This is a genomic window from Bacillus sp. AFS023182, assembly GCF_002560575.1.
Classification (GTDB): Bacteria; Bacillota; Bacilli; order Bacillales; family Bacillaceae_G; genus Bacillus_A; species Bacillus_A arachidis.
Map to the genome: position 1 here is coordinate 49314 of NZ_NTRO01000037.1, position 18912 is coordinate 68225.

Sequence of the window (18912 nt, forward strand, 5' to 3'; positions counted from 1 at the left end):
AAGACTCGCTAGGCACAAGTATAAGGTATTTAGCAAATGACCTAGGATAGCATACATAATATTTGTGTGTCCCCTGTGTCAGTAGGAAAAATCCGTACGTTATCAGTAAAAAGGATTGGTGATTTCAACAGCATCTTAAAACAAATCGAAGAACGTGCACCACTTCGTCGTAACGTAATATAAGAAGAAGTTGGTAACACAGCGTTATTCTTATTCAGTGACTTAGCAAGCGGGGTTACTGGTGAGCACATTCATGTGGAGTCTGGGTATCATATTTTAGGGTAATAATTGAATAGAAAATGATTATAAAAAACAACTCTCATGCCGTATTTTGATAGGTATGAGAGTTGTTTTTTGTTCCAAATTCGTGGATCAATGCATTTTATAGTCGTGGCATTAATAAAACTTAGAGTTACTTTCAACAACTCTTGCTATATCCAGTGGTAATTGTTTGATTTTAGATTGAAGACGTTTCTGAGCAGCACGACCTAAGTGGCGTTTGTTTTCGATATAGTACGCACATATGGAAATTTCATAATCAAAAAGATAGTCGTAGACATGGTAATCTACAAAAAGAATATCTTCTTTTGGAAAAGGAATTTCTTTTCCATGTAATGCATACATCAAACTTATGTTATTTTTAGCTTTCAGTCGATACATTCTTGCAAGGTGGGATAACGGTTCGGCTCTACAGGGTCTATACTCCCAAGCATTCTGAAGATAAGTAGTGGCAAGAGCAAAAAATTGTTCTTCCTGATGGATGAAGGTATCAATTTCGGATTGATCAACCTTTGAATCATTTTGTTCTGACTTTTCGATTAATTGAGTGCGTTGGAAAGCAGCCGTATTTGCCAAACGTTCATAACAGAGACCTATTCGTAAGAGGGCATAAAATACTTCTTCCGCCCATCCGCCCGCTTCAACTCTTTTTTTATACCATTTGATTGCTTCATCTAGTTCATTGAGAATGGATAATGTTTGTGCTAAGTAAAACATGTATCTGATTTTTAAATCGGGCGGGGTTGCTTCATCATGAATTCCTTCTAATAGCAACCGTTTATCTCGTTCGAATTTATCACTCTTACTCCCACCATCTCCTTGATCATTGATAATCAGACTATCGAGTCTTTCAACTGTATGAAAGTAAGTAAGCTGTTCAGCCTTTAATTTAGAACGATCTAAATCCCAATATTCATGTGTAACTCCAACGGATCGCCATGGTAAAGATGTTTTAAGAAGACGAGAAAGCCAATATTTAAGATGACTATCATATTGCATAGTTAAATAATGGTCCTTATCTAAGCTACACTTATCAAAATGAGGTTTAACTTCTAAAACCATATCAGCATCGAGCAACAACAAATAATCTGCCTCTGGATAAGTTTTTTGAGCCAAAGATACAGCTAAACTTCGATTATATCCAAAATTTTTAAAGGGTTCATGATGCACAGTACCAGGTATATTATTTTCTCTGCACCAGTTTTCAATAATTTCAGGTGTTCCATCAGTTGAACCTGTATCACAGATAGAAACAAAATCAACGATAGATTTCGTCGGATTTAAACATCTTTCTATAATTTTTGATTCATTTTTTACAATCATGCAAAGACATATTTTCTTTTGCAATTTTAGGTATTTTGTTGTTTTTGATTTGTTTTTAGCCACTATTTTCCCCCCTATTTTGTTCAAAAGGTTTTATTCGTTTAACAACATCTGATTTCATATACTTTGAACAAATGCGAATAAAGAGTTATAAGTTCTCTAAAGTATGGCTAGTAACTTTCAATCTTGCAAATTCTCCCCATTTTAATCATTTGCCTTGCAATCTATTGGGGGTGCTATGGGGTATGTGCAACTTCATATACGTAATTCATTACAATGGTAAAGCATGTAAGTATTTTGTTTTACTTTATGCGCGGAAACCATATTAGGCATGCGCTAGATTTATCATATGCAGTCGGATTTAATTTTGTGAGTCTCTTTAAGCTGGCATTCAAGAGTTATAAGGCTTACTGTATCAAAAAAATATAGTCAACATAAATTGTAACAACATTGATTTTATAGAAATAATTATTTAATTAATCGGAAAATCAACCATTTTTAGTTGTTCTACGTTTAAGGAGATATAACTTTTTGGGGGAGGTGATATTTGGAATTTCTAGTTACAGGTGGAGCTTGCTTTATTGGTTCACATATTGTGGAATCCTTATTGGAAAACAATATAGAGACAGTGGTTATTGATAATTTAGTTACTGGACATAAGTATAATATTCCATCAAAAGTTGCCTTCTACAATTTTGATATACGGGACTCAAATATCGATGGAATTTTCATGACTGAAAAACCAAATTTTGTGATACATCAAGCGGCACAAGTATCTGTACAGGAATCTGTAAAACAGCCATTTTACGATTGCAGTGAAAATGGCATGACTACTGTTAATATTCTCCAAGCTTGTATAAAGTATAATGTAAAAAAATTATTTATGCATCAACTGCTTCTGTATACGGCAATCCCCAATACTTACTTATTGATGAGAACCATGATCTTAATCCTGTATCATTTTATGGTTTATCAAAACTGACCAGTGAAGCATATATTTAATTATTTGCAAAGCTTTATGGTTTAAAATATACAATTCTTAGATATTCCACTGTTTATGGTGCAAGGCAAAATGCAGATGGAGAAGCTGGTGTCATTTCCATTTTTATAGATCGTTTATTAAAAAATGATAGTCCAATTATATATGGTAAGGGAAATCAGACACGAGATTTTATTTTTGTTAAAGATGTAGTGCATGCTAACTTCTTAGCATTAAAAAATGCGGACAATCAAATATGTAATATAAGTTCGAATCAACAAATTTCTGTCAATGAACTGCTGGATACAATTTATAATTTAATGAAAATAGAAGATAAAAGAATATACAAAGAGGAAAGACCGGGGGATGTTATTCATAGTTATTTATCAAATGATAAATCTGGAAAATATTTAAGTTGGTACCCGCGATTTTCATTACTTCAAGGGTTGGAAGAGATCATTTCTTTCTTCCGTAAAGAATAAAGTGTTTGTATACAATAAGTTAAAATTCATTTTGTATTGTATTAACCAATATGTTAATAAATGGGATTTTTATGTTATGTATAAGGAATAAAATAAACTTTAACATACTAAGAGAATGATTAAATGAACGATAAAAAAGCATGATTTATATCTTGGGGTAACAATTTTGAAGAGTATAACACGGTATTACGATATATTCATTCCTTAAAAATTCCTGATGGATATGAAATTGAAACAATAGCTATTGAAAATGCTGCTAGTCTTACCTCTGGATATAACTAGGCAATATAGGAAATATGTCACTCAGGTATAGGTTTTGTATGAAATAATTTAGTGGAATCAAAAAGATTACAGTAGGTTTATAATACACTAGGAAGATTGAGCATATATGGAATGAATTAATTCATAATTCTTCTTTTTAAACATATTATGTTTGGTGTCACACACCTTTATGAGAAAATGAAAAATTAAAAGGAGGTGTTTTATATGAATGATTTTATTCAAGAGTTTCATAAACATTACTATGATAGCTTAGTATGGTTCAAAAACACCAAATGGTTAGGTGTTCCAATCCACAAATGTCCATTGGATTTATTTTTATATCAGGAAATAATTTATCAGATTAAGCCTGATCTTATTATTGAATGCGGGACATATGATGGAGGAAGCGCGCTGTTTTTTTCATCAATGTTGGACTTAATTCAAAAGGGGCAAGTTCTCTCTATCGATATAGCACCTCAGCTTAATCTTCCTACTCACCCACGATTAACTTATTTACGAGCATCTTCGACATCCTCTGAAGCTATAGAAAAAGTACAAAGCATGATTAATCCGGAAGATGTGGTCATGGTAATTTTGGATTCTGATCACAGCAAAAATCATGTGTTAAATGAATTGAAATTATATAGTAGAGTAGTTAATACAGGAAGCTATTTAGTTGTAGAAGATACGAACATAAATGGCCATCCTGTATTACCAAATTGGGGGCCAGGGCCAATGGAAGCAATAACAGAATTTTTAAAGGAAAATAATGAGTTCGTCATAGATGAAAGTAAACATAAGTTTTTTGTAACCTTTCATCCTAACGGTTTTTTATACAAAGTAAGATGAAATATACATTAAAGAATATGTAACTTAATTAAAAATGTGGTGTATCTTATATGTAAAAACTATATTTTTTAGAAATAGATTAGGAGAGAATAATAAATAATCTTTTAGAATTATGTCTCTTTGGATATAAAAGAGGAATGTGTAAATAAAATGATAATAGTTAAGTTGTCTAATCCTCCTTTTTTTTATTAACAAAAAAAGAGGTATTACGTAAACTGAAGTTAGGCTTTTTTCAAGAGAGAAGCTAGAGATTGAAATTTAGTTAGTATTGTAGGTTGTAGGGTTAAAGTCTGTGAATATTCTATAATTTATTTTGTATTTCATTACCAAATGTATGGATTTATAAATTTCATGTTTAATGTTCAAAGGGTAAAATAAATTTGACTTGTTAAGGTGATGATTAAATGAATGATAAGAAAATATGTTTCATATCCTGTGTTTGTGATTCTGCTGAATACAGTATAGCTTTAAGTCATCTTCAACAATTAGAAATACCTAAAGGCTATGAAATAGAAATTATTTCGATTGAAGGGGCCCAGAGTATGACTTCTGGCTATAACCAAGGAATGAAAAAAAGTGATGCTAAATATAAAGTATATTTACATCAAGACGTTTTAATTATTAATAAAAAATTTATATTTGATATACTTGAACTGTTTAAGAAAAATGCTAAATTAGGAATGATTGGAGTAATTGGTTCAAAAACAGTACCAAAAGGAGTATGGTGGGAAAGTAATCAACCTTATGGAGTGGTCTATCATACTCCAGCAGGAAAAGGACAATTGTCTTTAACCGGAAGGTATAATGTAGAAAATGAGTATGAAAAGGTAAAAGCCATTGATGGATTAATCATGGCTACGCAATATGATCTTTCTTGGAGAGAAGATTTATTTCAAGGATGGCATTTCTATGATATATCTCAATGTTTTGAATTCATTAATCATGGTTATGATATAGGAGTCCCTAAGCAAGATGCACCGTGGTGCATACATGATTGCGGTATTATCAGTTATGAGGGATTTGAAAAAGAAAGACAAATATTTCTTGAAAATTATCCAGACTTAATACATCATGAATGGAAAAAAAATAATAATGTTTTAAGTGAAATAAATAATTATAATCCTACTGTGATAAGCATGTCAGCATGGGCTGGACATCTAAATTTTGGATATGATTTAGTAAGATTTATGAAGCCTAAAAAAATTGTTGAATTAGGTACACACTATGGAGCCTCGTTTTATAGTTTCTGTCAGGCTGTGAAAGACGGGGATTTATCAACTAAATGTTTTGCAGTTGACACTTGGAAAGGTGATCAACATTGTGGTTCTTATGGAGAAGATGTTTATCAAACTGTTAAAGGAGTGGTCAATAAATTCTATCCTAATATAGCGACTTTAGTTCGGAATACATTTGATGAGGCTTTAGAGATGTTTCAAGATGGAACAGTTGATATTCTTCATATTGATGGGTGTCATTCTTATGAAGCAGTTTCACATGATTTTCAAACGTGGTTACCTAAAGTAGCGGATGAGGGGATTGTTTTATTTCATGATATTACTGTGATGGATAAGGGATTTGGTGTTTATAAATTGTGGAATACTTTAAAGAATCAATATCCTTCTATTGAATTTAGGCATTCATTTGGATTAGGGGTTCTTTTTCCAAAGGGACATAGTGAAATTTTTAAAACTGTCTTAGAGAACAAAGAAATATTACAGCGAAATTATGAAATGTAAAATAGAATTTAATTACTGTGGCTTTCTCATAACTGATGAGAAAGCCCTTTCTTATGAAGGGGCTTCAAAAATTTAGTGAATGGTTATTTTTTACACAATAGGGTGATGAAAAAACTTTCTTTATTTTCCGTTTTCAACTATATCGCTTGTACGAAAGACATATATATGTAGGTAGTAAATATAATGTGTAAGGAAAATAAAAGATATGAGTTGTTTAAAGGCATTTGGAGATTCATATGATTATTCTGAAGTAGGATAAGTTAGAGCGTAAAAAGCAGTGTGTAGCGAGTATTTTTCTTTACATAAAAGACGAAATTAAATAATTGTTTATCAAATGCAGCTAAATGATGGTTAGAACAGCAGGCGGATCTAATTTTGCCGTAATCAAGGTTTTGAAACGGTTGAGGAAAATAAAATATTACCTCTAAATAATAATGGAGCTGTTACACTCTGTTTGCTTTTAAAATTACATGCAACCTTAAACAGTAATAAAGGTACTGGGACTGTTGCTTCATTTACAAATTATATTTTCAACTAGTTCTTAAACTACAAATTTAAGGAGGTTGAATTTGGAAATGGCTGAAAATACATTTTTATTTGTTACTTGTGTAAATGATGACCATTTATATGAAAAATGTAAGCGGCATATAAAATTTTTGTATGTTCCAGAAACGTATACTATAGAATTCTTAGCGGTTCGTAATTCTCAAAGTATGACACAAGGATACAATGAAGCGATGCTACATGATGCCAAGTATAAAATTTATCTACATCAAGATACATTCATTATTTCCCCCTATTTTTTATTTAACGTATTATCTTTATTTCAAAATGATTCTTCGTTGGGAATGCTTGGAATGATTGGATGTAAAAACATCCCTAAGAGTGGGATATGGTGGGAGGGAACGGAGATGGTTGGGAAAGTTATTGAGGAGAGAAGAGGAGCTTTTCGCACTCTTACGTTTGATCAGCACGAGCATCGTTTACCTTATGTGCCCGTGCAAGCGATAGATGGTTTGTTAATGGTTACACAATATGATTTACCTTGGCGGGAAGATCTGTTTACGGGCTACCACTTTTATGATATTTCGCAGTGTTTAGAGTTTCTTAAGAAAGGATATAAAGTAGGGGTAGCAAGTCAATTAGAATCATGGTGTATACATTATTGCGGGGATGACTTTGATGCGCTTTCATATGAAGCGTATAGAAAGGTATTTATACAAGAATATATGCCCTTTTTATAAAACCATAGATAGTAAAGTGAGAGATTAAATGTGCCAATATTTTTAGATGATAGAACAGAAGAGCGTATAAACGGTTTAGTATTTCTTTAATGGAAGATAAGCCCCTTTACAAGCAAGGAATGAGATAAAGAGGAATATAGAAAAGCAGTATGCACATATATAGGGTATGCAGAGAGTTTGTAGGATCCAACTGATAATGTATGGAGATTGAAAGTTGTAGTGTATGAACCAAAAATAAAAATGTTTTGAAGGGGGAGGGATAAAATGAAAGGGATTATCCTTGCCGGTGGAACTGGATCTCGATTGTACCCGATTACAAAGGTCACAAATAAACATTTGCTGCCCGTCGGTCGTTATCCAATGATTTATCACTCTGTATATAAGCTTCGGGAATGTGGCATTACAGATATTATTGTCATTACCGGGAAAGAACATATGGGTGATGTAGTCAGTTTTCTTGGTAGTGGAGCCGATTTTGGGGTGTCCTTCACATATCGCGTACAAGAGAAAGCTGGAGGAATTGCTGAAGCGCTTGGATTATGTGAGACGTTTGTGGGGAATGAGAAGATGATTGTCGTTTTAGGTGATAATGTTTTTTCTGACAGCTTGAAACCGTATGTAGAAAATTACAGAAAGCAAGGGGCAGGAGCAAGAATTCTTTTAAAAGAAGTAGCTGACCCGCAGCGTTTTGGGGTCCCTCATATTCAAGGTGGTAAGATTGTATGCATTGAAGAAAAACCAGCTTCTCCAAAAAGTAACTATGCTGTAATCGGGATTTATATGTATGATAGCAGTGTGTTTTCCATGATTAGTCAGTTGAAACCTTCTCAACGAGGAGAGTTAGAGGTAACCGATATTAATAATGAATATTTAGCAAGAGGTGTGCTAACCTACGATACACTACAGGGGTGGTGGACGGATGCCGGGACGCACCCTTCACTGCATAAAGCGAATACATTAGCGCAACATGTAGATTTTGGTGATGAGTTTAATGGAGGGGGAGGGAAGAGTTGAAGACGATTTCTGCATCTCTTTCTGATGTTAAGTTAATTGAGCCAAGTGTGTTTCATGATGCGCGCGGGTATTTTAAAGAAAGCTATAATGAAAAGGTACTGCAGCAATTCGGCATCCATCACAAATTTGTACAGGATAATACATCGTATTCAAAGGAAGCAGGTGTGATAAGAGGGCTGCATTTTCAGCTGGAGCCAAGAGCACAAACAAAGCTCGTGCAGGTCATACAAGGTGCGATTTTTGATGTGATTGTGGATTTGAGGAAGGGATCTCCAACCTATAGGAAATGGCAAGCATTTTTGTTAACAGGTGATAATCATCGACTGTTACTTGTACCAAAAGGATTTGCACATGGCTTTTGTACACTTGTTCCTCACACAATTGTCCATTATAAAGTAGATGAATTTTACGACGCGTCATGTGATAGTGGAATCGCATGGAATGATGAAGAATTTGCTATTTCATGGCCCGTAAGTAACCCGGTTTTATCAGAGAAAGATGGCATGTTGCCTAAGTTCAACGAAACCACTCATTACTTTCAATTTAAGGAGATATCGACATGAATGTACTAGTCACAGGAGGAGCAGGATTTATCGGTAGTAACTTTGTCCGTTATTTTCTCAAGAAGTATCCTGGTTCCCGTGTTATTAATTATGATTTGTTAACATACGCTGGCAATTTATCTAGTATCAAGGATATAGAGTCTCTTAGTAATTATATCTTTATACAAGGAGATATAAGAGATGCTGAGAAAATTCAAGCTGTAATGCAAGATTACAAAATTGATAGTATTGTGCACTTTGCAGCGGAATCGCATGTAGACAGAAGTATACAAGGTCCTATGGAATTTTATACGACAAACATAGTAGGAACAGCTGTATTATTAGAAGCTGCTAAAGCTTTCGGTGTTCAGCGATTTCTTCACATTTCAACAGATGAAGTGTACGGATCTCTAGGAGAAATGGGTCATTTTACGGAAGAGACTCCTATCTCACCAAATAGCCCTTATTCTTCTAGTAAAGCCAGTTCGGATTTAATCGCTCTTTCTTATTTCGAAACGTACAAACTTCCTGTAATTGTTACACGCTGTTCTAACAATTATGGTCCATATCAATATCCAGAGAAACTCATTCCGCTTATGATTACAAATGCAATGGAAGATAAGAAACTTCCTGTATACGGGACGGGACAAAACGTGCGGGATTGGCTTCATGTATTCGATCATTGCACAGCAATTGATTTAGTTCTGCATAATGGAAGAGACGGAGAAATATATAATGTTGGAGGCAATAATGAAAAGAGAAACATAGAGATTGTGGAAATGATTTTAGAGAAGCTAGGAAAATCAAAGCGTATGATATCATTCGTTCCAGACCGCCTTGCTCATGATTGGCGATACGCGATTGATTCGTCTAAGTTACAGAGAGAGTTGGGATGGAAACCGGTATACTCATTTACAAAAGGTTTGGAGGACACAATAGAATGGTATATGAAGAATGAACAATGGTGGAAGCCGTTGAAGAGTAGGTGAGATAAAGTGAAAGTACTCGTTACAGGAGCAGGAGGCCAGCTTGGTAAAGAATTTGTTGCGTATTTTGCAGAAAAGGAATGTACATTGTATCATTTCACAAGGAAAGAATTAGATGTTACAGACGCTACGTCACTTATTCCTATCATGAAAAGCCTAAAACCAGACCTCGTCCTTCACTGTGCTGCGTATACAAAAGTAGATGCTGCTGAAGAAAATTGGAAAGAAGCATATGCTGTAAATGCATTGGGGGCAAGAAACGTAGCAGTAGCTTCGGAAGAAATAGGAGCGAAACTGGTTTATTTTAGTACGGATTATGTATTTGATGGAATGCAAACGCGTGATTATCACGAATTTGATCAAACAAACCCTCTTAATGTATATGGCGCTTCTAAGCTAGCGGGGGAAGAAGCAGTAAAAAACTTTCACAGTCGGTACTTTATTATGAGAACATCATGGCTGTATGGCGGGGAAGGTCCAAATTTTGTGCGGACGATGCAGACGTTGGCTCAGACAAAAAAGGAGCTACGCGTTGTGTATGATCAAATTGGGAGTCCTACTTATACAAAAGATCTAGTATGTAAAACCAGAGAGATTATACAAACAAATCAGTATGGAACCTACCACATGTCAAATCGGGGAGAATGTTCTTGGTTTGAGTTTGCTACTCGTATTTTTCAGGAAATGGGAGCGGATGTTAAAGTCATCCCTGTAAAAACTGAAGAATATGGAGTGAAAGCAGAAAGACCACGCTATTCAGTTTTACAGCATCTGTACCTAGAATTGAATGGTTTTGCTCCTATGAGGCAATGGGAGGAAGCGCTAAGAGAATATATAATAGAGATTTCATAATGACAGATGAAAAAGTATTCAAACACGAAACAGGCTGTGGAAAAGACTTTCTCCACAGCCTGTAAATGGCAGCTCCACTAGGGAGCTGCCACTTCGTCAAAATTAGAAATTCTGCGTACATGAATCACAAGGTCCGCCGGTAGGTTGGAATACGATATTGTCAACAAAGGCCGATCCTCCTGGTGAGGCTGGTGTAGCAGCGTTTTGGAAAGTGATGCAAGCAGTGTCTACAACAGGAATGCCAGTAGGCACACATATAACAAGAGTGAAATGCTGGAAGCCAGATTGAGGTGCAGGTGAAGATGGTACAATGTGTGGGATATCATCTGCAATAATTTCTGCAATAGTAGGAGGACAATCCTGACCAAGGGCTGGGAAAGATACAGAAGCTACGAGTATGCCACCATCCCTTATATCTGCGGCAAAGGAAAGCGTATAGCAACACCCTGGGTTAACAGGGACCGTCTGGCTAATAAATGCGCCTGGTTGAATCTGCACGGCTTGGATACGGAGTAATGGCTCAGTGGCTGGAGTGCCACCGGTTGGTGAAAGCAAAATGCCGCTGTGAGCGTCTGGCTGACCGACTACAAGGGCACCTGTCGGTGATTGAGTCCAACCTGGAACCGGATCTAGTCCCCCAGTCGGTGCATCATCAAATCCAGGATTGTCGAGCAGGTTGTTACATGGACAACATCCTTGTCCAGTCGGCCCAGTCGGCCCAGTCGGCCCCGTAGGTCCGGTTGGCCCAGTATTACCTGTTCCAGCTTGCCCGGTCGGCCCAGTCGGCCCAGTCGGCCCAGTCGGTCCAGCAGGCCCAGTCGGCCCAGGTTGAGGTAAAGGGAATAAACAATTTAGTGGTATGCAGTTATGTTCATGAAACCTATCCAAATTAATTCCTCCTAATCTTTTGTATGAAATTTAATAAATAGAGAAACATCTATACATTGTATGAATGATAAAAAATAATGGTACTGGGCACTCCACGAAATAGGAGCGCTTTTTTTAGCGCATCTTAACTCAAAGTAATTTAGGAATCTTGGGATCTTTGTAGCCTCTTGCTTGTTCTAATCATAGCCACAGACAGCGATAAGAAAACAGATAAAGAAAAAAGCAAGAATCCGATTGAATATCGAATTCTTGCTACTTAAACCGATATTCTCTTTTAGTGTTCATTCAAATATATTAGTTCAGCTTTTATGTGATGAAAATATATCTTTTTCGTAAAGCAATCTAGTAATATTGTCTGGTGATAATTTAGTTATTCGAATGTGATACCTGCACTTGCAAATCCAATGATAGTGGCAACGAGAATGCCAGTGCCAAGTATGTGTGTAGAGATAACTAGTAATATTTTATCTTGTGCAGCTACGTTGATATTTTGAGGAATAATCCCACTTGCAGAATCACCAGCATCTATTCCATTGAAGGCTGGATTTAATAGTAAAGGAGTGCCTATTGGTGTAAAGGTATCACTAGAGCCAGGTGAAGAATATAATTGCATCTGAATTTGTACGGGGAATCCTGTTCCTACGCCTACATCTACTGTAGCATTAAAGTAACCTGCTAATGATGTGATTCTTCCAGCACGAGGTGCAACAAATGCGAAATCCAAGAGATCAGGATCATTTAGAGTTATGTCCCCCGCAAGAACATCAACACCAACACCAAAGAAGCTATTTCCAAATCCAAGGACAGCGCCAGTACTAGCTTGAATGATCCCTGCAAGAGAAGTGTTAACTAACGCAACTGGCAAACCAGATGCATATGGAACTATAGCACCACCACCACCAGTCGGCCCAGTCGGCCCNNGTCGGTCCAGTCGGTCCAGTATTACCACCTGTTCCAGCAGGTCCAGTCGGCCCAGTCGGCCCAGTCGGTCCGGGTTCAGGTAAGGGAAATAAACAATTAAGTGGTATGCAATTATGTTTATTAAACCTATCCAAATTAATTCCTCCTAATCTTTTTGATAAAAATAATTCAAAATGTCTAACTTGTATATAGTGTATGAACGATAGAAAACAATGGTGCTGGGTAGCTCTAAGAACAGGGCGTTTTTTTACCAAAATTTAGCTTGAAATATCTGTATGTAAAATGATGTAGATTCCGTATTGTTTATAAATTTAAAAGCAAGTTCTTCACTTTTGGGAATATACTTTGAAGAGAAGTGTTGTTGACAGGAGGGAGAACCTTGACTAAAAAGAAAACTGAGGATATAAAAAATCAGCCTCGTCTTTATACGGCAGAACCTAATTTGGAGAAAAGTAAGTGGAATATACAACAAACGTTTATTGTTAAATTGAATCAAAGCGTTTCTGAAAAAAAGGAAGAAGTGCAAAATGTTGTGAAAGAAGAGCAAGGCGTCGAGGAAGATAAAGTGGGGCCATTTGTTCAAGAAGAAATCGTTACATCGGATGAAAAGGTACTAACAGAACAAGAACAACAAGGAAGTTCAGACATTATAGAAGGTATTGAGTTAGTGGAAGTAACAGACGTAACAGAGGTATTAGAAGAAGCCGAAGAATCAACAGAGGTGATAGATGAGTTAGCGGAAGAAAAAAAGGATGGGAAGCCACAAATTTTTTTAAAAGATTTGACGAAAAAATCGTTTAAGGATATGGACAATGAAGAGAAAATATACTTTTTTCTTCATAGACCGCATTACATTCCAAATGTAAAATGCCGCGTAATAACAGTGAAGGATATATATGTAGGGTTTATCATTTCGTATGAAGATGGTTATGTATCTATTAATTCAGCACAAACATTCGAAAAATTCCAAGTGAAGTTTGAAGAGATTGTATCGATTCAAATTATGGGGATATAGAAAAGGTGGTAGGAATACCTACCACCTCATAGTTTTTTGGTTTTACAAATTGTTCTAATCAAGCGATTATACGCCTGGAACATTTACATCACGTAAACATTGAATCGCACAGAAACAATTTAAATCAACTGTAATAGATAAATTTGTAGAGATTAATTGTGGTATTGTTTGTTTTAAAAACGCACAAACAATATCCTCAGGTGTTGCAGCTGTTTCTGGAGTAAGTCCAGGCGGAACTAATATCTGTAATACGGCGCAGCAATCATCTACACTCGCTACGCGATAAATAGGAGAACTTGCACAGATATCATCACTTGTTATTCCAGGATTGTTTTCTTGGAAAAATACGGAAGAAAAAAGCTCTCCTTCTGTAGTATATAACAAAAAAGGGCGAGTGTTTGCGAATTTAGCGCCTTGATTTGCTCCTAAAAATGGAACGTCACAGCCTGTTGGGCAAGCAGAAGAAGCACAATCTTGCAATTCATCGATAAATTTTACCACGTCACATACGCAGTTTGAGCGGTGATGGTGATGATCATGTCTTTCATCTTTACAACTCATGAATTTCACTCCTTATATTTAGTTTTCATTTACACTATTAGAGTATTGAAATAGGAGCAAATCGGTTACGGTTCATAGGATGTTTTTTTTTCGGGATAAGCCTTTATTTGTCCTCATTTAACGGAGAGTAAAGTCTTCGGCTTTGGATGCTTACGATATGCTTTATGTTTCGGTAAATAGAAATAAGGAGATGAGAAGAATGTTCTCCAATAGTTGGTTTTTATTCTTTATTTTTTCGTTAGCTGTGTTTCGGTTTACGCGTCTCATTGTATACGATAAAATTACCAGCTTTATACGCTCTCCTTTTATTGAAGAAGTACAAATTCAAGAACAAGACGGAACCATGTCTACATATATGAAAGTGAAGGGGACTGGACTCCAAAAATGGATTGGTGAATTGTTAAGTTGTTATTGGTGTACAGGTGTATGGATTAGTGCATTTTTACTTCTCTTGTATCATTGGATTCCTAAAGTTGCAGAACCTGTATTAGCGTTGTGGGCACTCGCCGGGGCAGCGGCTATTATTGAAACGATAATTGGACGATTTGTTGAAGAATAGAGGTTTTTAACTGATGATTAGTTGAAAAATCGGACTTTAATAGCTTAAAAATAGGTGAACAGAAAGGATAGGCTGTTCATATAGTGAATAGATAGAAATGCACAGCAGAGGAGATGTTTGTTATGGAAGATAATCTGCAATCCAATCCATATAGTCTTCAGCAGTGGCAGCAAATGCAGCAACAAGCACAGCAACAACAGTTATATCAGCAACAGGCACACCAATTACAACAGCAAGGCTTCGTAAAGAAAAAGGGTTGTAATTGTGGTAAGAAAAAGAACATTTCTAATCAACAAAATCAAGGTTGAAAAACACTCATGTTATCGTGAGTGTTTTTGTTTGGTATGAAAATATATGAAAAAGAATTTTTGTAATAAGACAATGAAGCTATATTGTATCGGAGAGGGATATACCTTTAAAGCATGGCATATAGCGAAGGGGTAATTTTGCGGACATATTGAGATACTACGGTGAAGAATCGGGAAGCTAATGGACGAGAAAAATTATATATGTTAAAAGGTTATATACTATGCTGTTATATGCTCAGCAGATTGTAACAAATGCATCACGCAAACATTGAATACCACAAAAACAATGTAAATCAACCGTGACACGAGAGGAAGTTGCATGCAATTCAGCATGTGGAATACTTAAGTAAGTACAAACAGGGTTTGGGCTCGTGTCAGGTTCTTTTCCTACAATAACGATCAATGCTTGAAGCACGGCGTAGCAATTTTTATCTACACTTTGTACACGGAAAATAGGAGAGCGGCAATATTTATTTGCAGAAGGAACAGATAATTCGAATGGGTTTCCTGAATTTGTGAATAAAATAAATGGCCGTGTGTTTGCTGCTTTTGCTGCATAATGCGAACCAAGGAATGGAGCATTATACTGTGATGAATAAGCAGTAGATGTGTATTCTTGTAATTCATGTATGAATTTGACGACATTACATACACAGCTTTCATCAAAGTATGTATCATGCTCGTCGCTAGAATTACAGCTCATATTGTTCACTTCCCTACCCTCAAGTTTTTACTATTAGAATATGAATCGAGAAGAGTCGATATTACGGAGGACAAAGGTGATTCCTGTTTAAAGCAGTGGCGGATTTGACGAATTGTATTGGACAATAAGCAGGATATTATTTGAGGAATATATGAAAAAATCCAGCACCACATGTTAAGGTGTTGGATTTTTTTGTAAGTCTTTCTGGGCAATATATAAAAATCTCGATACATCTAATTTTTTTCCTCTAAAAAATTGCGGAGAGGAAATATACAGTTCTTCTTTTGCGCGAGTGATGGCGACATACATGAGCCTTCTTTCTTCTTCTAACGCTTCAGAAGTATCAGTCACACGGTCATTTGCATCTTTTAAAGAAGAAGAATGAGGCAGTATACCATCGCTCGCTCCAAGTAAAAAGACACATGGGAATTCCAGTCCTTTTGCATTGTGAATCGACATGAGAGACACTGCATCTTTTTGTTGCATTGTTTTTAATGTTTCCATTTCTTTTTGGCTTTGAATCGCTGTACTTACAAATTCTAAATAGGAAGGGATATCGGTAAATCGAGTAGCCGATTCCATTAATTCTTCGAGCATTTCTTCTTGTATGTCTTTATGCATCGTAAAGGAAGAGCGGTCATTGCTTTGTAGGTACTCTAGATATTTACCCTTACCTTTAATAATTTCTTTTAGTGCTTTCTTTGGTTCTAATTCTTTAATGAATTTAATGAAGTCAATCCGTTCGTTTATTTTTTTGACTTGGAATGGTTTTAAACTCGGGTTTAGCAATAGAAAATGGAGGAGGGAAGGGAATCTTCCTTCGCCGTATTTCCATTGCTCGCGTTCAATAAATGAGATGCATTCATCACGGCCGATATACATCGTCGGCAATATGTTTGAGAGCGATTCGATTCGAAATGGTTCATATGCGAGACGTAGCTGATCGAGCACGGGCTTAATTAAAGAATGCTCATAGAACGATTGGCTTGCACCGTGTTTGATAAACGGAACTTTATGAATCGTTAGTTGGTCGAGTAAAGAACGACTGACAGAGTGCGTACGATACAATAAACAAAAGTCTTTGTATTCTCGTTCGCCACTCGCTACTTTATCTTGAATGAGTTGCAGGATTTGATTTGCCTCATCAAGAGTAGTGGCAGGGCGTGCATAAAATGGCTGTATACCTTCTTCATGAACAGAATATAATTCTTTTTTAAAACGTTCTTGATTCAGTTTAATGACTTCGTTTCCAAGACCAACGATAAATGGATTAGAACGATAATTTGTATTTAAAGCAATAATGGTTGTATCTTCAAATTCTTTTGGGAAGGATAAGATAATTTGATGGCTCGCGCCGCGCCAGCCATATATCGCTTGATCGTCATCTCCCGCGATAAATAAATTATTTCGCGGCGAAGCTAACAGTTTTACAATCTCATATTGCGCATACGACGTATCTTGAAATTCATCGACTTCAATGTAATGAAATCTATTTTGTAATTGCGTTAATAAAGGTGCGTTATTTTCAAGCATATAGAATGTTTCTAGTAAGATATCATCAAAGTCTATATATCCGTATCTTTGTTTTACATCTTCATAGCGTTCATATACTTCACGGAATTCTTGTTCAACGGGTGTTTTTGCTTGTACATCTTTTGGACGATTTAATTTATTTTTCTCGAGTGAAATCATTGCGAGCATTGTTTCTGCGTCATAATCGTCTTTTAAGCGCAATTCTTTCAAAATTTTCTTTATCATAATTTGTTTATGTTTTTCATTTGCTAAAATCTGCTGGTTGTATCCTTGACTGCGAAGCAATTTTAAAAAGACGGAATGGAATGTGCCTGCGACGACATATTGGCTTGCAGAACGGTTCATTCCAGGTAAACTTGCTACGCGGCTTCGAATTTCTTCAGCAGCTTTTTGTGTAAACGTAAGTAGTAAAATGTTGCGTGGATGAACATTTTTTACATTAATTAAATAGCCAACGCGAGTTGTTAACACAGATGTTTTCCCGCTCCCAGCTCCGGCCAATGTAAGAACAGGACCTTCTGTCGTTCTGACTGCTTCTAATTGTTTTTCATTTAAATAGACGCCTTGTCGCTCTAGGGCACGAAAATAAGCTGCATCTGCTTCTTTCTCTGGGATTAAATCAACAGAGGTTTTCGGGATATGATATATTGCCTGCGGAATGCTAGCATGTGTTAATAATTTTTGCGAAAATTTCTCCATTGTCATAACTTCACCTTCAAATATGGGATCAAATAATAACTTTATCGGAAGAAAGGCGAAAAGGCAATGTTAAAAAGAGTATATGGACATGTTTGCATTCGGATATTTTGAATACTGGGGTCAGTTTTATGTAGAATTTTTGAAAAGTATAGGACATACGTTTGCGCAAAAATAAGGATTTAGAATATTAATATATTTAAAGTGCATTTTCTATAGTGGTGTATATGATAGTCTATCAAAAATAGAGAGGTCATGTATTGTGAAGAGAAGGGAAGAGAGTCTCTGTTGTTGTCACTACGTTGCATTTCCAGTTTATAATGTGCTGACAGGACCTAGGAGAGTAACAAATGAAATTTATTATGCTCTTTCAGATGGTCAGAAGTTAATTTATACAAATAGTGACGGGTTACAGGAGTATGGAACTACACAGATTTTGTCACCGAATCAAGTTTCGTGTATGAATTTATTTGTGAATGGTGTTCTGCAGTCACCAGTAGCTTACAGAGTTGAAGATGGTCAATTGACACTTTTAATCGACGAGGTTCCATTAAAAGGTGTGCCAATTATACTTCAGTTTATTACTGTATATTAAGGAAGGATGAGATTTAAACGATGGCGGTTTCACTAATTAAAATGGTAATTACAGCAACGAGTACGATTTCAGGAGAGGTTACAACAACGACGAATACGACCGTTACTCCTACTGGTAACAGATTTGTGGCGTTTGTAACGGGAGGGATGGTTGTAGGAGGAGTTACTACAATTCCTGCAGCGAATTTTGCAGATGATAGCGGAACGGCAGTAGTAAATTTACCTGCTATAGCAGGTGATTCTTATGTGAATCTGTACGTGAATGGTGTGCTTCAACAAGCGGATCTTATGACGACTTTATCGACAACACAAGTAGTTCTTGGTGCAGCACTTACAGAAAGCCAGCCTGTAATGCTAGAATTTATTAATGTAACAGCAGCTTCTACGTCAACTTCTACGAATAATTTAACAGTTAATACAACAATTAACACATAAAATTGATTGGTATCAGATTTCTTGATAGGGATTATAATCTGATTGAGTTATACTTCTAGCTAATAGAAAAAGCCTTGGCTCTATATTCTTATTGAACTGCACCCCAATTATTAGACATAGTCTAACAATTGGGGTGCAGTTTTTTTATGACA

At 36.0% G+C, this 18912-nt stretch carries 19 protein-coding genes and 4 pseudogenes; 17 read left to right on the top strand and 6 right to left on the bottom strand.

Features of this window, described 5'->3' with window-relative positions; all coding sequences use genetic code 11:
* Nucleotides 1-5 precede the first annotated feature (5 nt).
* Nucleotides 6-285 (top strand): annotated as a pseudogene (locus CN288_RS18385) (SDR family oxidoreductase); the annotation flags it as partial.
* Nucleotides 286-396: 111 nt separating this feature from the next.
* Here the strand turns inward: CN288_RS18385 and CN288_RS18390 are convergent.
* Nucleotides 397-1602, bottom strand: coding sequence for a glycosyltransferase (locus CN288_RS18390; protein WP_141527983.1), 1206 nt, complete (start codon nucleotides 1600-1602; stop codon nucleotides 397-399).
* 595 nt (nucleotides 1603-2197) lie between these two features.
* Here CN288_RS18390 and CN288_RS18395 point away from each other — a divergent pair.
* From CN288_RS18395 to rfbD, 10 genes and pseudogenes are all read left to right on the top strand, one after another.
* Nucleotides 2198-3063 (top strand): annotated as a pseudogene (locus CN288_RS18395) (NAD-dependent epimerase/dehydratase family protein).
* Nucleotides 3064-3210: 147 nt separating this feature from the next.
* Nucleotides 3211-3345 carry a glycosyltransferase gene (locus CN288_RS30075; RefSeq protein ID WP_098302816.1) on the top strand — a complete coding sequence of 45 codons (135 nt, stop codon included), beginning with the start codon at nucleotides 3211-3213 and terminating at the stop codon, nucleotides 3343-3345.
* A 204-nt stretch (nucleotides 3346-3549) separates the two neighbouring features.
* On the top strand, nucleotides 3550-4173 hold the full coding sequence (locus tag CN288_RS18405) for a CmcI family methyltransferase (RefSeq protein ID WP_098302800.1): 624 nt from the start codon (nucleotides 3550-3552) through the stop codon (nucleotides 4171-4173).
* Nucleotides 4174-4577: 404 nt separating this feature from the next.
* Nucleotides 4578-5216: pseudogene (locus CN288_RS29710) on the top strand (glycosyltransferase family protein); the annotation flags it as partial.
* A gap of 21 nt (nucleotides 5217-5237) precedes the next feature.
* Nucleotides 5238-5909 (top strand): class I SAM-dependent methyltransferase, encoded by a 672-nt coding sequence (locus CN288_RS29715; protein ID WP_255260003.1) that lies wholly within the window; start codon nucleotides 5238-5240, stop codon nucleotides 5907-5909.
* A 575-nt stretch (nucleotides 5910-6484) separates the two neighbouring features.
* A complete protein-coding gene (locus CN288_RS18415; protein ID WP_098302817.1) occupies nucleotides 6485-7153 on the top strand; it encodes a glycosyltransferase family protein in 669 nt (222 codons plus the stop codon).
* Between the two features lie 264 nt (nucleotides 7154-7417).
* Nucleotides 7418-8167, top strand: a complete 750-nt coding sequence (locus CN288_RS18420) for a sugar phosphate nucleotidyltransferase (RefSeq protein ID WP_098302802.1) — start codon at nucleotides 7418-7420, stop codon at nucleotides 8165-8167.
* Complete coding sequence (gene rfbC / locus CN288_RS18425) at nucleotides 8164-8730, top strand: dTDP-4-dehydrorhamnose 3,5-epimerase (RefSeq protein WP_098302803.1); 567 nt, start codon at nucleotides 8164-8166, stop codon at nucleotides 8728-8730. The genes CN288_RS18420 and rfbC overlap by 4 nt, the downstream gene beginning before the upstream one ends.
* Nucleotides 8727-9698, top strand: a complete 972-nt coding sequence (gene rfbB, locus CN288_RS18430; RefSeq protein ID WP_098302804.1) for a dTDP-glucose 4,6-dehydratase — start codon at nucleotides 8727-8729, stop codon at nucleotides 9696-9698. The genes rfbC and rfbB overlap by 4 nt, the downstream gene beginning before the upstream one ends.
* A gap of 6 nt (nucleotides 9699-9704) precedes the next feature.
* On the top strand, nucleotides 9705-10547 hold the full coding sequence (rfbD, locus tag CN288_RS18435) for a dTDP-4-dehydrorhamnose reductase (RefSeq protein WP_098302805.1): 843 nt from the start codon (nucleotides 9705-9707) through the stop codon (nucleotides 10545-10547).
* A gap of 102 nt (nucleotides 10548-10649) precedes the next feature.
* Here the strand turns inward: rfbD and CN288_RS18440 are convergent, their stop codons facing one another.
* Nucleotides 10650-11435 (bottom strand): hypothetical protein, encoded by a 786-nt coding sequence (locus CN288_RS18440; RefSeq protein ID WP_098302806.1) that lies wholly within the window; start codon nucleotides 11433-11435, stop codon nucleotides 10650-10652.
* 370 nt (nucleotides 11436-11805) lie between these two features.
* A complete protein-coding gene (locus CN288_RS18445; protein ID WP_255260004.1) occupies nucleotides 11806-12300 on the bottom strand; it encodes an exosporium glycoprotein BclB-related protein in 495 nt (164 codons plus the stop codon).
* Here CN288_RS18445 and CN288_RS30080 point away from each other — a divergent pair.
* A pseudogene (locus CN288_RS30080) lies at nucleotides 12260-12548 on the top strand (hypothetical protein). The gene CN288_RS18445 and the pseudogene CN288_RS30080 overlap by 41 nt on opposite strands.
* A gap of 187 nt (nucleotides 12549-12735) precedes the next feature.
* Nucleotides 12736-13371, top strand: a complete 636-nt coding sequence (locus tag CN288_RS18450; protein WP_098302807.1) for a CotO family spore coat protein — start codon at nucleotides 12736-12738, stop codon at nucleotides 13369-13371.
* 66 nt (nucleotides 13372-13437) lie between these two features.
* On the opposite strand, the gene CN288_RS18455 is transcribed toward CN288_RS18450, so the two are convergent.
* Nucleotides 13438-13932 (bottom strand): CotY/CotZ family spore coat protein, encoded by a 495-nt coding sequence (locus CN288_RS18455; protein WP_098302808.1) that lies wholly within the window; start codon nucleotides 13930-13932, stop codon nucleotides 13438-13440.
* Nucleotides 13933-14131: 199 nt separating this feature from the next.
* On the opposite strand from CN288_RS18455, the gene CN288_RS18460 reads away from it, so the two are divergent.
* The gene (locus CN288_RS18460) at nucleotides 14132-14491 is read left to right on the top strand and encodes a DUF1360 domain-containing protein (RefSeq protein WP_098302809.1); all 360 of its coding nucleotides are present in this window, start codon (nucleotides 14132-14134) and stop codon (nucleotides 14489-14491) included.
* 113 nt (nucleotides 14492-14604) lie between these two features.
* Nucleotides 14605-14799, top strand: coding sequence for a cytochrome C oxidase subunit III (locus tag CN288_RS18465; RefSeq protein ID WP_139265579.1), 195 nt, complete (start codon nucleotides 14605-14607; stop codon nucleotides 14797-14799).
* Nucleotides 14800-15034: 235 nt separating this feature from the next.
* Here CN288_RS18465 and CN288_RS18470 read toward each other — a convergent pair whose 3' ends face one another.
* Both CN288_RS18470 and CN288_RS18475 read right to left on the bottom strand, forming a co-directional pair.
* A complete protein-coding gene (locus tag CN288_RS18470) occupies nucleotides 15035-15502 on the bottom strand; it encodes a CotY/CotZ family spore coat protein (protein ID WP_098302810.1) in 468 nt (155 codons plus the stop codon).
* 174 nt (nucleotides 15503-15676) lie between these two features.
* Complete coding sequence (locus CN288_RS18475; RefSeq protein WP_098302811.1) at nucleotides 15677-17740, bottom strand: ATP-dependent helicase; 2064 nt, start codon at nucleotides 17738-17740, stop codon at nucleotides 15677-15679.
* A 253-nt stretch (nucleotides 17741-17993) separates the two neighbouring features.
* Between CN288_RS18475 and CN288_RS18480 the strand changes: the two genes are divergently transcribed.
* Both CN288_RS18480 and CN288_RS18485 read left to right on the top strand, forming a co-directional pair.
* Complete coding sequence (locus tag CN288_RS18480) at nucleotides 17994-18326, top strand: DUF4183 domain-containing protein (protein WP_255260002.1); 333 nt, start codon at nucleotides 17994-17996, stop codon at nucleotides 18324-18326.
* A gap of 20 nt (nucleotides 18327-18346) precedes the next feature.
* The gene (locus CN288_RS18485; protein WP_098302813.1) at nucleotides 18347-18760 is read left to right on the top strand and encodes a DUF4183 domain-containing protein; all 414 of its coding nucleotides are present in this window, start codon (nucleotides 18347-18349) and stop codon (nucleotides 18758-18760) included.
* The last annotated feature ends 152 nt before the right edge of the window (nucleotides 18761-18912 follow it).